General features: G+C 71.5%; 11 protein-coding genes and 3 pseudogenes. 7 read left to right on the forward strand and 7 right to left on the reverse strand.

The window, feature by feature from the left end:
- Positions 1 to 44: 44 nt before the first annotated feature.
- The 4 genes from ACICHK_RS38590 to ACICHK_RS38605 form a co-directional block, all read right to left on the reverse strand.
- Positions 45 to 1148: a phosphatidylinositol-specific phospholipase C domain-containing protein gene (locus ACICHK_RS38590; RefSeq protein WP_406840620.1), complete on the reverse strand. Its 1104-nt coding sequence runs from the start codon at positions 1146 to 1148 to the stop codon at positions 45 to 47.
- Between the two features lie 326 nt (positions 1149 to 1474).
- On the reverse strand, positions 1475 to 2203 hold the full coding sequence (locus ACICHK_RS38595) for a hypothetical protein (protein ID WP_406840621.1): 729 nt from the start codon (positions 2201 to 2203) through the stop codon (positions 1475 to 1477).
- A 279-nt stretch (positions 2204 to 2482) separates the two neighbouring features.
- A complete protein-coding gene (locus ACICHK_RS38600) occupies positions 2483 to 4939 on the reverse strand; it encodes an FtsX-like permease family protein (RefSeq protein ID WP_406840622.1) in 2457 nt (818 codons plus the stop codon).
- The gene (locus ACICHK_RS38605; protein WP_406840623.1) at positions 4933 to 5670 is read right to left on the reverse strand and encodes an ABC transporter ATP-binding protein; all 738 of its coding nucleotides are present in this window, start codon (positions 5668 to 5670) and stop codon (positions 4933 to 4935) included. The genes ACICHK_RS38600 and ACICHK_RS38605 overlap by 7 nt, the downstream gene beginning before the upstream one ends.
- Positions 5671 to 5876: 206 nt before the next feature.
- Here ACICHK_RS38605 and ACICHK_RS38610 point away from each other — a divergent pair, with 206 nt between their 5' ends.
- Positions 5877 to 7148: a sensor histidine kinase gene (locus tag ACICHK_RS38610; RefSeq protein ID WP_406841441.1), complete on the forward strand. Its 1272-nt coding sequence runs from the start codon at positions 5877 to 5879 to the stop codon at positions 7146 to 7148.
- Entirely contained in the window at positions 7112 to 7780 is a 669-nt protein-coding gene (locus tag ACICHK_RS38615; RefSeq protein ID WP_406840624.1) for a response regulator, read from the forward strand. The genes ACICHK_RS38610 and ACICHK_RS38615 overlap by 37 nt, the downstream gene beginning before the upstream one ends.
- A gap of 76 nt (positions 7781 to 7856) precedes the next feature.
- Here the strand turns inward: ACICHK_RS38615 and ACICHK_RS38620 are convergent.
- Positions 7857 to 8009: pseudogene (locus tag ACICHK_RS38620) on the reverse strand (indole acetimide hydrolase); the annotation flags it as partial.
- A 5-nt stretch (positions 8010 to 8014) separates the two neighbouring features.
- Between ACICHK_RS38620 and ACICHK_RS38625 the strand changes: the two are divergent.
- The 4 genes and pseudogenes from ACICHK_RS38625 to ACICHK_RS38640 all read left to right on the forward strand — a co-directional run.
- Positions 8015 to 8140, forward strand: a pseudogene (locus tag ACICHK_RS38625) (helix-turn-helix domain-containing protein); the annotation flags it as partial.
- 287 nt (positions 8141 to 8427) lie between these two features.
- Entirely contained in the window at positions 8428 to 9261 is an 834-nt protein-coding gene (locus ACICHK_RS38630) for a PIG-L family deacetylase (protein WP_406840625.1), read from the forward strand.
- A 596-nt stretch (positions 9262 to 9857) separates the two neighbouring features.
- On the forward strand, positions 9858 to 11570 hold the full coding sequence (locus ACICHK_RS38635) for an MFS transporter (protein WP_406840626.1): 1713 nt from the start codon (positions 9858 to 9860) through the stop codon (positions 11568 to 11570).
- Positions 11567 to 12187 carry a TetR family transcriptional regulator gene (locus ACICHK_RS38640; RefSeq protein ID WP_151473868.1) on the forward strand — a complete coding sequence of 207 codons (621 nt, stop codon included), beginning with the start codon at positions 11567 to 11569 and terminating at the stop codon, positions 12185 to 12187. The genes ACICHK_RS38635 and ACICHK_RS38640 overlap by 4 nt, the downstream gene beginning before the upstream one ends.
- A gap of 302 nt (positions 12188 to 12489) precedes the next feature.
- Here the strand turns inward: ACICHK_RS38640 and ACICHK_RS38645 are convergent.
- Both ACICHK_RS38645 and ACICHK_RS38650 read right to left on the reverse strand, forming a co-directional pair.
- Positions 12490 to 12663, reverse strand: a pseudogene (locus tag ACICHK_RS38645) (response regulator transcription factor); the annotation flags it as partial.
- A gap of 309 nt (positions 12664 to 12972) precedes the next feature.
- Positions 12973 to 13332, reverse strand: coding sequence for a hypothetical protein (locus ACICHK_RS38650; RefSeq protein WP_406840627.1), 360 nt, complete (start codon positions 13330 to 13332; stop codon positions 12973 to 12975).
- Between the two features lie 92 nt (positions 13333 to 13424).
- On the opposite strand from ACICHK_RS38650, the gene ACICHK_RS38655 reads away from it, so the two are divergent.
- The gene (locus ACICHK_RS38655) at positions 13425 to 14690 is read left to right on the forward strand and encodes a M48 family metallopeptidase (RefSeq protein WP_406841442.1); all 1266 of its coding nucleotides are present in this window, start codon (positions 13425 to 13427) and stop codon (positions 14688 to 14690) included.
- The last annotated feature ends 48 nt before the right edge of the window (positions 14691 to 14738 follow it).

The raw sequence follows: 14738 nt of genomic DNA on the forward strand, positions 1-14738 counted from the left end.
GGCCCGGATCCGTCATGGGCCCGTGGAGCCGGCGGAACCGTGGATCAGCCGCGCGGCAGGACCAGCGACTGCACGTCCGGCAGGCCCCGCCAGTCGTTCGACGCGACCGTGGCATGAGCCTTGGCCAGCAGCGCGACCCGCGCCGACGCGTCGGACGACGACGGGCTGACGTCGTCGAGAGCCGGTGACACGTTCTGCGAGTCCGTCATGAACAGCAGATAGTGGTTGGTGTCGTACCAGCTCGTGTCGATGCCGTTGCCGACGTATGCGGCCGCGTCACCGTCGAAGGCCACGAACCAGGGCCGCAGCGTCGTGTCGGAGTAGCGGGTGCGCGGGTCGCCCGACGCGGCGTTGTGCACCGAGGGGAAGACGTTCGCCTGCGCGGTGGTGCCCGCGGTGTGCAGGTTGCGCAGGTACGTCGCGTACTCCTTGTCCGTCCACAGGGTGTCGGTCGGGTTGTTCTCCTCGACCGTGCCGGGGATGATCTCCAGCAGCACCCTGCCCGCCAACTGCGCCCGGCTCGGCCAGTTGCCGGCCTTCGCCGCGTCGTCCAGAGTGGCGTACTGGCCACCGCCGGGCTTGTTCAGCAGGTCGTTCGGCTTGTAGACCAGACCGCCCAGGTGCGCGCTGATGGACTGGTCCAGCTTGGCCGGGCTCATCCCGAGGTTGGCCTGGAAGCCGGCCTTCATCTCCAGCTTGATGATCAGCGGTCCGTGGCCGGGGTGCGCGCCGAGCCACACCCGGACGTCGTCCAGGCAGCTCTCCAGGTTCTTGTTGGTGCCGCCGGTGTACAGGTCGGCGGCCGTGGAGGCGTTGACGCAGTTGTTGCCGTTGCTGGTCAGACTGCTGTGGCTGACTTTCCACTCCTGGGTGAAGAAGTCGTCCCAGACGTCCAGTTCGATCATCGAGGTGCCGGTGTCGAGGCCCTGCGCGAGATAGGTGAACGCGCCGGGGTCGTAGGTGTTGTGGATTCCGGACGTGGTGGTGCCGGACAGTTGCAGCGAGTTCGTGTCGGCGGCGGCGGCGGTGGTGCCTCCGGCTCCGGCGGCGCCGAACGCCAGGAACAGACTCAGTGTGCCGACCAGCGTGGTACGCAGTGCCGCGAGCGGGCGGAAGGGAAATCTACGGCGGTTCATCGAACCGGTCACGGTGCCTCCATCGTGGGGGTGACTCTCCGTCCGGACGGTGACGGCTGTGCATGAAGCGACGGAGACATGACACGTAACGCGATCGAGAATCCTGCTGTCAGCTACGATTCCGGCCGATCTTCTCCCGGCTTCCCTCCCATGCCGGTTGACGCCCCGGACGGTGCCACGACCGAGTGGTGCGCAGGGAAGTACCGCAGGTCACAAGTCTGGTGACAGGGCGTCAGTACACGGTCGGCAAGGGCTGCGGCGACATCGGCCACAACTTCCTTGCCGACCGGAACGGCCTTGTGCACGAAGGGTGTTGCTCCGGAATCGGCCAGCTCTCGTCACTGCTGCGGAGGCTGGGGCAGGCGCCGTCCGTCGGCGTCGATCCGCCCGGCGCGGATCGCCTCCTCCCGCGCCGCGGCGTTGCGGGCGGCCCAGTACCGCGACCGGACCTCGGCCATCGGCTCGCGCAGCGCCCGCAGCATCAGGCAGGTCGCCAGTGCCAGGACGCCGGTCGGGATCGCGATGCCGCCCGCTATCTGCCACGACAGCCGGGGGTCGGTCACCGAGCCGCCGACGACGACGCAGAACCCCAGCAGGATCCAGCCCAGCCGGTACCCGGAGTCCACTCCCTCAGCATCGCCGGCGAGGGTCAGCCGGCCCGCGTTCAGCATCCCGTAGCCCAGCAGGCAGAGCAGACCGGCCGGGATCAGCACCAGGAGCATCAGCACCGGCATCGGGATCGGCGGGTCGTCGTGGTTGGTGGCCCAGGCCAGCGACTCGACCACCACCCCGGCGGCGAACACCTCCGAGCCCAGCACGCTCAGCACGCCGCCGAGGACCTTCAGCCGCTTGCGCAGCACCGGGTCGGCGAGGGATCCCATGTCGTCGCCCTGGATCCGCCACGCGGCCAGGGCGCGCGCGACACCCGTCACGATCGGGATCACGCCCGACACCACACCGATCACCAACAGCAGTGCGGCGAGCGGATAGTTGTGGTCGTAGAGCATGGAGATGCCGACGAACAGGGCGAAGGTGCCGAACGTCAGCATCGCCCGGTACGGGAACATGTGTGTGGACCTCCGTGGATACCGTGGGAAGGCTCCGCACCCTACCGGCCGACGCCGCAGGGGTTGTTACGCTTCGGACCGGGGGCTGTACGGGGCCGACGGCTCCGTCCCGCATCCGGTGACGGCCAAGGCCGAGCGGACCCCGAACCCGGCCGCGTCTCAGGCGCGACCCGCCCGGATGCCGTCCGGCCGGCCCGGATACCGGACATCACGACCTCCCTGCCCGTCCGACCGATGCCCGCACCGGGATGTCCCGACTCGCCGCCCGCGCCCGGCCCTTCACTCGCGCACCCCCGCCGGCTCCACCGCCCCCCGGCGCAGGGCGAGGCCGGCCGGGACGATCGCCGAGATCACGGCGAGCACGGCACACGCGCCCGTGGCCGCCGCGAGCGTCGCCCACGGGATCTCCGGAGACGTCCGTACCGAGAGCAGGCCCAGCGCGCCCCACATGCCCACCAGCTCGAGCCCGGCGACGAGCGTCCCCAGCAGTCCGCCGACCACGACCACCATCAGCGCCTCGGCACCCACCAGCCGCAGCACCTGCCATCGGGTGGCGCCGGCCAGCCTGAGCACGGCCAGCTCCCGGACCCGGTCGGAGGTCGCCATGACCATCGTGTTGGCCAGTGAGATGCCGGTGTAGAGGAGGGCGATCCCGAGGACCAGGAAGAAGCCCGCCCGGGTCGTCCGGTCGGTCTCGGGGTACGCCTCCCGCACCCAGGCGTCCCTGGTGAGGACCTCCCCGCCCGACGCCCGGACCGCCTGACGCAGACCGGCGGCCACGGCGGCGGGGTCGGCACCGTCGTCGAGGCGTACGTCGACCCGGTCGACGGGCGCCCCGGGGGCGTTGCCCGGGGTGACGTAGACGCCGTTGTCACCGGTGCCGATGGTCATGACCGCGGCGATCCTCAGGGATCTCCTCGTACCGTCGCCGAGCCACACGTCAACCCGCTCGCCCACGGTGTGCTTCTCCCACTCCTCGTTGACGATGATCGAGTCGTCGTCCAGGTCGTTCACCCTCCCCGCGGCGAGCGGGAGCCGGGCCGTCGCCGCGAGCGGTTCCGGCTCGACGGCCCTGGCGTCGGACCTGATGAGCGCCACGCCGTCCTCCAGGACGTACACGGCGCTCGACGAGCTCGCCGAGACCTCGGTACCGGACACGGCCCGAAGCCGCCGCAGCGTCGCCCCGTCGAAGCCGGCGTCGCCCGCCGCGGTGACCACGAAGTCGGCGGTCGTCCGCTCGCGCACCTCGGTGGCCCTCGCCTCGCCGAGGACGGCCCCGGCGCCGAGCAGCGAGCCCGCCAGGGCGACCGTGACCAGCACGGGCGCCGCGACGGCGGCGGTACGGCGTACTCCGGTGGCGGCGTTCTCCCGCACCAGCATCCCGCCGGCGCCGGGCAGTCGGGCCGGCAGCCAGGCGACCAGCCGGGCCAGCGGCCGCACCAGCACCGGCGCGAGCAGCGCGACCGCGCTGATCAGCAGCATCGGCCGGCTCACATAGGTCTTGCGCTGCAACAGGCCGCCCGGGTCCGTCACCAGGTCCAGGACCGGCATCACCACGGCGGCGAGCAGCAAGGCCGCGCCGAACAGCCGACGGCCCCGTGTCATCGGCCGGGTGTCGACGGACGCCTCGCGCAACGCCTCGACGGGACCGGTGCGCCCTGCCCGCCAGGACGCGGCCAGCACCCCGCACAGGGCCACGGACAGGCCCGTCCAGAACGCCACGTGGTAGGGCCAGACGTGGTCGCCGACGGTGAACCAGCGGGGCGCGAGACCCTCGTCGACCGCCCACCCGGCGAGCCTCGGAGCCCCGTGGGAACCGAGCGCGCAACCGGCGGCCGAGGCGAGCACGCCGACCACGAGCGCCTCGGAGACGACCATGCGGCGGATCTGCCCCGGGGTCGCCCCGACGGTGCGCAGCAGCCCGAACTCGCGGCGCCGCTGAGCCACCGAGAACGCGGAGGTCGAGGCCACCACGAACACCGACACGAACCCGGTGACACCGCCGGCCGTGCCGAACATGGCGTTCATCGCGGTGAGGGCCTCCCCGTCCCGGTCCGGATCGGCGTCGGCGTACCGGCGCGCGTCCCCGGTGAGGACCTGGACGCCCCGGCTGCCGCGCACCGCCTCGCGCACGGTCGCGGCGTCGGCGTCGACCACGAGCTGGAGGCTGCGCGGCGACAGTTCGGCGGCGCGGGCGTCGGTGTAGAACACGGCGTTCTCGAAGCCGAGTCCGGCCACGGTGCCGACGACGCGCACCGTGCCGCCGCCGGTCCGCACCCGGGTGCCCGCACGGGCCCAGTCACCGCTGACGACGACCTCGTCCGCGGCCTCGGGCGCGCGCCCCGTGCCGAGTTCGTACGGCGCGAAGGCCGCCGTGGACCAGGGGTGGCCCACCAGATCGGCGGGCCCGCCCTCGGCCCGTACGGCGAACGACCGGTCCTCGACGACGGTCCCGAGGCCGCGCAGCCTCGCGACCGTGTCGTCGGGCACGGCACGCGGCCGCGCGAGCTTTTGGCTGCGGTCGCCGATCGAGGTGGGCACCTTCAGCGCGTCCTGGCCCTTGACGACGACCGGCGCGGCGGCGAACCGCTCCGGCCCCCGGGCGGGTGCGTCCAGTGAGGACGCCAGGACCAGTCCCATCACGGCGATCAGGGCCACGCCCAGACAGAGGGCGACGAAACCGCCGACGAAGGTGACCCAGCGGGTGCGCAGGACGCGCAGCGCGGTGCTCAGCACGGCATCTCCTCGAGCCCGGTCACGCGCGCCGCGATGTCCTCGGCGGGGGCGCCGGTCAACTCGCCGTCGACACGGCCGTCGACGAGGAAGACGACACGGTCGGCGCAGGAGGCGGCGACGGGGTCGTGGGTGACCATGACGATCGTCCGGCCGTCCCGGTCGGCCATGCCGCGCAGCAGGGCCAGCACCTCGCGGCCGGTCCGCGAGTCGAGCGCGCCGGTCGGCTCGTCGCCGAACAGCACGTCGGGACGGGTGATCAGGGCACGGGCCAGGGCGACCCGCTGCTGCTGGCCGCCGGACATCTCCGCCGGGCGGTGCCGCGCCCGGTCGCCGAGTCCGACCTGTTCGAGCACCTCGCGCACCCGGGCCTTCCGCGGACGGCGGCCGGCCAGCCGCAGCGGCAGGGCCACGTTCTGCTCGGCGGTCAGCGAGGGCAGCAGGTTGAACGCCTGGAACACGAAGCCGACGCGCTCCCGGCGCAGCAGGGTCAGCTCGGTCTCGCTCAGCCCGGTCAGCTCCGTGCCGCCCAGGGTGACCGAGCCCGACGTGGGCCGGTCAAGGCCCGCGGCGCACTGCAGCAGGGTCGACTTGCCGGACCCGGACGGGCCCATCACGGCGGTGAAGGTCCCCTTCGGGAAGGCGAGCGACACCTCGTCCAGGGCGGTGACGGACGTACCGCCCGAGCCGTGGCGCCGGGTCACGGAGCGCAGTCGGATCGCGTCCTCGGTCATGTGTCTCCCCACCGGTACCTGCTCCCTCGGCTCGTCGGTACTTCCACGCCCCACGAAACCGTGCGACCTCCTCGCGACGCAGTACGGCGGGACCGAGACCTGGGGTAGGGCCAGGCATACCCCGATGCGGGCACCGGCCCGATGGCCACCGGCCGACGCGGCCGCCTACGGTCATGCGCATGCACCCTCGAAACGTGTGGCAGGCCATGTCCCGGCCGGGCTTCCTGCTGTCGGCCTGGCCCCTGCGCTCCGCCGCGTACCTGCTCACCGGCGCGGTGACCGGCGTCGCCGCTCTGGCGGGGCTCGTGACGCTGGCTGCGGTCTGCGGTGTGCTCGCCGTCGTCCTGGTGGGGCTGCCCCTGCTCGTCGTGGTCGCTCTCGGCGGGATCCCGGTGGCCTGGGCGGAGCGGCACAGGCTGCGCCTGGTCGACCGCACCCCGGTGTCCGGCCGGCATCAGGTGCCGACCGCGCCGGGGCCGTGGGCCTGGCTGACCACCCGGCTGCGGGAACAGGCGACCTGGCGGGAGCTCGGGTACGCGCTGCTGTTCGCCGGGGTGCTGTGGCCGGTCGACGCCCTGGCGGTCACGGCCGCCCTGCTCTTCCCGGTCTCCATGGTGGCCACTCCGCTGCTGATGGCCACGGCCGGAGACGGCCACGAGGCGAAGGTGCTCAAGCAGTGGACGGTCACCACGTGGCCGGCCGCGTTCGGCGTCGCCGTGCTGGGGGTGCTCCTGATGGGTGCGGGTGCTTACGTGCTGGGCACCGCGGCGGGCGCCCGCGCCGGGCTGACCCGGCTGCTGATCGCCTCGCGCGAGGGCGAACTCGGCGCCGAGGTGCTCGAACTGGCCCGCTCCCGTGCCCGGTTGGTGGACGCCTTCGAGGCGGAACGGCGCCGTATCGAGCGTGATCTGCACGACGGTGCCCAACAACGCCTCGTGGCCCTGACGATGGTCCTCGCTCTGGCCCGTCTCGACGTCCCGCCCGGTCCGCTCGCCGACCAGCTCGACAAGGCCCACGAGGAGGCCGGCAAGGCGCTCGCGGAGCTGCGCGAGCTCATCCACGGCATCCACCCCAAGGTCCTCACGGACTACGGCCTCCACGCCGCGGTCGCCGACGCCGCCGACCGCTGCGTGGTCCCCGTCGACGTCGACCTGGAACTGCCGGGCCGGCCGGGCCGGGCGGTCGAGTCCGCGGCGTACTTCGTGGTCTGCGAGGCGCTCGCCAACGTCGCCAGACACAGTGGGGCCGACCGCGCGCGGGTGAGCGGCGGTCATCGCGACGGACGTCTGTTCCTCGAGGTGCGCGACGACGGCCGCGGCGGCGCGGACCCCTCGGTGGGCAGCGGCCTCGTCGGCCTCGCGGACCGGGTGTCGGTCCTGGATGGCAGACTTGTCCTGACCAGTCCGCCGGACGGACCGACTCTGTTGCGTGTGGAGTTTCCTTGCGAGTTGACCGAGCCGGCCGATCGCTCCGCGTAGTCCTGGCCGAGGACAGCGTGCTGCTGCGGGAGGGGCTCATCGGCCTGCTCGGCCGCTGCGGCCACGAGGTGGTCTCGGCCGTCGGAGACGCACGGGCACTGATCGCGGCGGTCGAGGAGCACGCACCCGACATCGTGGTGACGGACGTACGGATGCCGCCCGCCTTCCAGGACGAGGGCCTGCACGCGGCGGTGCGGCTGCGCGAGGAACACCCCGCACTGCCGGTTCTGGTCCTCAGCCAGTACGTGCAACGGATGTACGCCGCCGAACTCCTGGACTCCGGTGACGGATCGGGCGTCGGCTATCTGCTCAAGGACCGGGTGGGCCAGGTCGAGGAGTTCGTGGAGGCGCTGCACGAGGTGGCGGACGGCGGGACGGTGGTCGACCCCGAGGTGGTGCGCCAGTTGCTGCGCCGCCGCCGCGATCCGCTGGAGCGGCTCACCCCGCGCGAACGCGAGGTGCTGGCCCTGGTCGCCGAGGGCAGGTCCAACGGCGCGATCGCCAGGGAGCTGGTGGTCTCCGAAGCGGCGATCGGCAAACACATCGGCAACATCCTCACCAAGCTGGACCTGCCCCCGGCGGACGAGACCCACCGCAGGGTCCTGGCCGTCCTCGCCTACCTCCGCTCCTGACCCCGACCGGATTCTCGGCTCCTCCCGGGTTCGCGGCTGTCGGTGGCCGGCACGAGCACGGGACCAGGGGTGCCGTCTACCGTGCGGCGACCGGGACTTCCGGGCGAGGGTCGACCGGTGTGAGCACGCCGAGGCGGTCCTCGATCTGCTGGGCGGCGGCCAGGCACAGGTCCTCCCGGAACGCGCGCCCGATGACCTGTACGCCGGACGGCAGTCCGTCGCCGACTCCGCCGGATCGCCGAGGCCGTCTGCCTCCTCGCCGACGAGCACGGACCGGAGGGGGTGAGCATGCGCGACGTCGCCGCCCGCGCGCAGGTCTCCCTGGGCGCCGTCCGGCGCTGCTTCCGCAGCAAGGAGGAAGCCGAGGAAGTCCTGCGCACGCACCTGGCCGGCCTCCGGGAACGCCTCCGCGCCACCCCGTGAAACGACGTGGCGACCTGCCCGGTGCACCGGAGCGCGCCGCGTCGCGGCGGTGCCGGGAACAGCCGGTCCGGTCGGCACGGTTGTACCGGCCGAGGGACCGGTGCCACCCGGGCGGGGGCAAGACGACCGTGCGGTCGTCCGCCCCACCGGGGGCCGGGCCTCAGGGGCGTGGTACGTCCGCCGCGCACCCGAACCACGATGTGTTTCCGCAGGAGGACTGTTTCATGACTGACCGGCCTTTGACGCTCATGGCGGTACATGCCCACCCCGACGACGAGGCCACCGGAACCGGAGGCGTTCTCGCGCGGTACGCGGCGGAGGGCATCCGCACGGTTCTCGTGACGTGTACCGACGGCGGTTGCGGTGACGGACCGGGGGGTGTCAAGCCGGGCGAGCCCGGGCACGATCCGGCGGCGGTCGCCTTGATGCGCCGTCAAGAACTCGAGGCGAGCTGCGAGGCACTGAAGGTCGGCGATCTGGAGATGCTGGACTACGCCGACTCCGGGATGATGGGCTGGCCGAACAACGAGGCTCCGGGCTCCTTCTGGCGCACCCCTGTGGAGGAGGGCGCGTCGCGACTCGCGGAACTCATGCGGCACTACCGGCCTGATGTGGTCGTCACCTATGACGAGAACGGTTTCTACGGACACCCGGACCACATCCAGGCCCACCGCATCACGATGGCGGCGCTGGAGATGACCGAGCTGACACCGAAGGTGTACTGGACCACGATGCCCCGCTCGTCGATGCAGCGGTTCGGGGAGATCATGCGTGAGTTCGGCGAGGAGATGCCGGAGCCGGATCCCGCCGAGACCGCCGCGCTCGCCGAGATCGGCCTTCCCGACGACGAGATCACCACGTGGGTGGACACCACGGCGTTCAGCGGTCAGAAGTTCGACGCGCTGGCCGCGCACGCCAGTCAGGGCGAGAACATCTTCTTCCTCAAGATGGGCAAGGAGAGGTTCGGCGAGCTGATGGGCATGGAGACCTTCGTACGCGTCCTGGACCCCACCGGTGCGCCCGTGCCCGAGAACGACCTCTTCGCCGGACTGCGCTGATCGGTCCGCCGGACCCGGAAGGCGCGTCGGCCGCCCGGCACGAGCCGGGCGGCCGACGCGCCTTCCTGATCGGGTGAGCGGCACGCCGTGCGGTGCGGGAATCCGGCGCGCGCACCGCGCTGACCGAGAACCAGGACGGCATGCGCGTCACCCGGCGACTCGTCCGGGGCCCGGGGCCCGGGGCGTGCGGAAGGAACCGAACACCCCCGCGCCGTGCGGCCCGCAGCACCGCCGCGACCGCGATGGCCGCCCGGGCCGGCATGTCGCGGACCTGCGCGTCGGCGATGAGCTTCGGCGGCCACCAGGCGCTGCGTCGCGCCGGTGATCCCGCCGACCGACCCGCGCCCGCTCCGCGAGACCGTACGGAACGTGCGGGTGCCGGCCCACGACGCCGTGCACGGCTCGCAGGGACACCGAGGCCTGAGCCGCCGTGCCGTGCCGATCGCGGGGCGGCGATGTGCGCCAGACCGCCTTTAGGTAGTCCACCTCGTATGGCAGTGACCATATATTGACAGTCTCTCTCAATTTCAATAGCTTTCAGAGTGCGGAGTTCTCCGCATCACTCACGATGTGCTGACACTTGTCGGAGGTTTGTCATGTCTGCCGCAGCCTCGGATGCCACCCTCTCGCCACCGCCCGCGCTCGCGAACTCACCCCGCCGCTGGTGGGCGCTGGCCGCATTGACGCTGTGCGTGCTGATCATCGGCCTGGACGGGACCATCATCAACGTGGCCCTGCCGTCCATGGCGCAGGAACTGGGCGCCGACAGCGCCGAGTTGCAGTGGATCAGCGGTGGCTATCTACTGGCCCTGTCCGCCGCCATGCTCCCCGTCGGCATGCTCGGCGACCGCTTCGGACACAAGAAGCTGCTGGTCGCCGGCATCGCGCTGTTCGGTCTGGCGTCCGGGGCCGGTGCCCTGGTCGACAGCACCGGCGCGGTGATCACCGTCCGCGCCGTGCTCGGCCTGGCCGCCGCCATCATCACGCCGCTGTCGATGGCGATCCTGCCGAAGATCTTCGCCCAGGAGGAGCTGCAGAAGGCCATCGCCACCTGGACCGGCGCCACCGCCCTGGGCCTGCCGATCGGGCCGCTGGTCGGCGGATGGCTCCTCAACCACTTCTGGTGGGGTTCGGTCTTCGTCTTCAACATCCCGGTGGTCGCCGCCGCGCTGATCGCCAGTGTGTGGCTGCTGCCCGACGACAGCAGGCGCCACGAGGCGGGGGCCGCGCGGGCCGCCGGCCGGGCGCCCGCCGCCGAGGAGAAGCAGGGCTCGTTCGACCTGCTCGGCACCGTCCTCAGCGCCACGGGCATCACCGCCCTCGTGTACGGCACCATCCTGCAGCCCACCAAGGGCTGGAGCGACGTGCAGGTCACCGGCTCGCTGATCGCCGGCGTCGTCCTGCTCGTCGGCTTCGTGCTCCACCAGCGGCGCATCCCCCACCCGCTGGTCGACCTCAAGCTGTTCGGCGACCACCGGTTCGGCTGGGGCGCGCTGATCGCGGTCTTCGTCCAGTTCGCCGTGGTGGGCATCCTGTTCGTCCTGCCCCAGTACCTCCAGGGAGTCCTGGGCGCCGACGCCTTCGGCACCGGTCTGCGACTGCTCCCGATGATCGGCGGCCTGATGGGAGCCGCCGCACTCAGCGACGGCCTGGTCTCCAAGCTCGGATCGCGCACCGTCATCCCGATCGGCCTGCTGCTGCTCGCCGTCGGCGGCCTGCTCGGATCCTTCACCCGCAACGGCGACGGCTACGGGTCGGTGGCGCTGTGGCTGACCCTGACCGGTCTCGGCTTCGGCCTGGCGATCGTGCCGGCCACCACCCTGGTGATGTCCTCGCTGCCGCCCGAGCGCTCGGGTGCGGGCACCAGTCTGCTGGAGACGCTGCAGCAGGTCGGCGGCGTGCTCGGCGTGGCCGTACTGGGCAGCCTGCTCAGCTCGTGCTATCTCGACCAGCTGTCCACCGACCACCTGTCGGCGCCCGCGGCGCACACGGCGCGCGACTCGGTGCTCGGCGCCGACGCGGTGGCCTCCCAACTGCACGACAAGGCCCTGCTCACCTCCGCGCACAGCGCCTTCGTGCACGGCATGAGCCTCGTGCTCGTGGTGTGCGCGGTGTCCTCGCTGCTGGCCGCCGTCCTCGCCGTGGTGTTCCTGCCCGCCCGGTCGCAGGACCCGGCCCTGCTGAGGGCCAAGGAGGCGGAAGCCGAGAAGGCTGAAGAGGCGAGGAAGGCGGAGGAGGCCGCGAACGGCACGGTCGGAGCCGCGAAGGATGACACCACGACCACCCAGCACGGAGAATCGCTGGTATGAGCGCCAGAGAGATCTCCACCGTACCTGCGACGTCAGGCCTCGGCCTGCGTGAACGCAAGAAGCTGAAGACGTGGCAGAGCATTCGGCGCGAGGCGTTTCGGCTCTTCGCCGAGCAGGGCTACGAAGCGACGTCCGTCGACCAGATCGCAGCGGCAGCCGAGATCTCGCCCAGCACGTTCTTCCGGTACTTCCCCACCAAGGAGGACGTCGTCCTCATGGACGAGTACGACTCCATGCTCGGCGACGCCCTGGGCGACCGCCCGGCGGACGAGCCGATCGTGGACGCCGTACGGCACGCCCTGTCCGACTCGCTGGCCAGGCTGCTGGCCAGCGACCGGGAGGAGTTGCTCTTCCGCACCCGGCTGACCTTCAGCGTCCCCTCGATCCGGGCGCGTTCGCTGGAGGAGCAGCTGAGGAGCCAGACGGCCATCGCCGCGCTGATCGCCGAGCGCACGGGCCGCGACGCCGACGACCTGGAGGTCAAGTGCGCCGCCGCGGCCATCATCGCGGTGCTCACCACGGTGATCTGGCACTGGGTGGAACATGACGGCGCCGGCGACCTGACGGCGATGTACGACAACCAACTCACCCTTCTCTCCAAGGGCCTGCACCTCTGACGCCCTCCCGCCCCACGGACCCGGACGCCGGACCAGGACGCCGTAGGCCGGTCCGGACATGAGCGCTTCGCCCCGTCGCCGCACGACGACGGGGCGAAGCGCTGCCCGAGGGCAAGGAGACGCGCCTGGCCTCGCGTACGGGACGGGTGCCGAGGGGCGAGGTCGAGGGTCTGGGCGGAGCGGGCGCGGCGATCGGACAGGGCTTTCAGGGTTCCCTCCGGCGCCCGCTGACCCGTCCCCGAGGAAATGGTCGCCGAAGTTCCCGACGGGCGGATCAACGCGAAAGAACTGGAGACGAGTTCTTCACGGCTGTTGACACCGGTCTTTCGGTAGATCGCCTTGAAATGATCGTTGACGGTGTGCAGGGAAAGATTCAGACTGCGGGCGATCTGTTTGACGGCCAGCCCGTCGAGAGCCCTCCTGATCACTTCCTGCTCCCGCGAGGTGATCCCGTACAGAACGGCCGCGGCCGGCAACAGGACGTCGGCGGCTCAGTGCTTGACGGCCCGGCTGTCGTGCCGTGAGGGCTATGTTCCAGACGTGCGCGACCTCTGAGCATGTGTCCGTCGTGCGGTACGAGTGGCGCGATCCGTTCCGAGACCACCTTGCCCAGTTCGGGTATCGTCGTGGCCTCCGCCGCCGCCGATGGAAGAGCGCGGGATATCAGTTCCACGTCCGGATCCATGCAAGGAGTGTGGATCGGCGCACCTCGACGGGCAAAGGTTCTCGGCGTGTCGGCCGCCCGGTCCTGGGACGTTCCGGACCGGGCGACCCGGCTCATCGCGTCAGCACTCCGGGACGTCCCCGCTGTGGAAGGCCTCGTTGCCGTCCACGTACGCCCCGTACGTCCACCCCGTCACGAACAACTCCTGGCCGTCGGCGGTGTAGCGCTCGGACACCGTGTGGTACCAGACGTTTCCGTGGTTGCCGATGTTGTCACCGCGGTCCCAGCAGTCGGCGACGATCGCGTCTCCGAAGCCCAGGTCCGGGATCCCCACCTTGCCGAAGCGGGTGTGCGTGGTGTTGCAGACGCCCGCGCCGGCACCCGAGGTGACGTGGATCAACGCGTTGGCGGCGGACGCGCTGCTGGTCGCCAGAGCCAGCACACCGGCGCTCAGCGCCGCGACGACGGCGCCGCACGACACTCTTCATCATCGTTTCCCCCTGATCACTGCCGGCGATGCGCTGCCGAGCGGTGCCCCGACGTCCGGAGCACACCCAGGCCCGCGTCTTGGCGGTGCTTCGCGAGAGGAGGAGGATGTCGCTTTCGGCGGCGGTCGGGGGGAGGGCCATGACAGGTCGAGGGGTGGCCGCTGAGGCTGATCTCGATGCCGGCGTACCGTTACGGGAGCGCTTGGCGACGGCCACCGCCTATGGCCTCGCCTGTCTCCTGCATGTCCTGACGGCGAGTTCACTGATCTGCGGTGTGCTGCTCGTTCTTCGTCTCGAGGCGGTCGTGCAGCCGCTGATCGGACTGGTGCTGATCCTGTGCGCCGTCCTGTTGCGCCCCCGCCTCGGCCGCCTCGACCCGGACCTGCCCACGCTGGCGCGGGAAGAAGCGCCCGCCCTGTACGCGCTGTTGGACGACGTGGCGGACGCGGTGGGCGTACGACGCCTCGATGTCGTACAGGTCGGCACGGATTTCTCCGTACGCGTCACCACCTTCGGTGTACGACGCAGACGGCGACTGGTGCTCGGCTATCCCCTCTGGCTGACTTCTGCACCGCAGCAGAGAGTGGCCGCTCTCGCGCATGAGTTGGGGCACTTCGCATCCCGCGATGTCCGACGCGGAGCGCTCGTCGGCCTCGCGCTCGCTTCCCTGGCCGCAGGGGCGGAAGAGATGGAACACCGGACCGTCGTGACGGAGGCGGCCTTCGACACGTCTCCACTGTCCCGGTACGCCGATGAAATGGCCGTAGCGGCCGCGCGGTTCAAGGCCCATGGCCGAACGGTGAATTGGGTGCTGTGGATCCCCGGCCTGCTGATGAAGGGCACAGCTCGGCTGCTGGCCCGGCTCACACTGCCGAGCGCCCGGCGCGCGGAGTTCCAGGCGGACGCCGTGGCCGCTCGTGTCGCTTCCACCCGAGCGGCCGTCTCCGCCTTGCACGACCGGCGACTGGGCGACGTCGTGACCATCGAGGTGCACCGACTGGCCGTTGCGGTGCGAACCCTCGGCCGGACCGGCAGCGCGCGGAGCGTGGACCAGGACTTCTGGGCGAAGGTCGGCGCGCACGCGGCATCATCGCGCGGTAGCACACGGAACGATCCCGATCGCGTCGGCGCAGGCGACGGGACACCTGCGGACTCGGACCCGCTCGGGCGACAGGACAAGGATCCCGGTCTCCCCGCCATCGGGTTGCGTGCGACTCGGCTGTCCACGGGGGCGGCGTACCCGGCCACCGTCCTGCTCGACGCGGCTCGGGCGGACGCCATCGAAAACGAACTCCGCGGCCCGAAGCGCTTGCTGGCTCGCAAGATCGTCCAGGACTGCGTCCAGGCCTGAAGCCGTCGCCGGTGCCGTCCTGGACGACCGGACGGCGAGTACGGCTCC

This window comes from Streptomyces sp. AHU1, from assembly GCF_045343905.1.
In the GTDB taxonomy this organism is placed as follows: Bacteria; Actinomycetota; Actinomycetes; order Streptomycetales; family Streptomycetaceae; genus Streptomyces; species Streptomyces triticiradicis.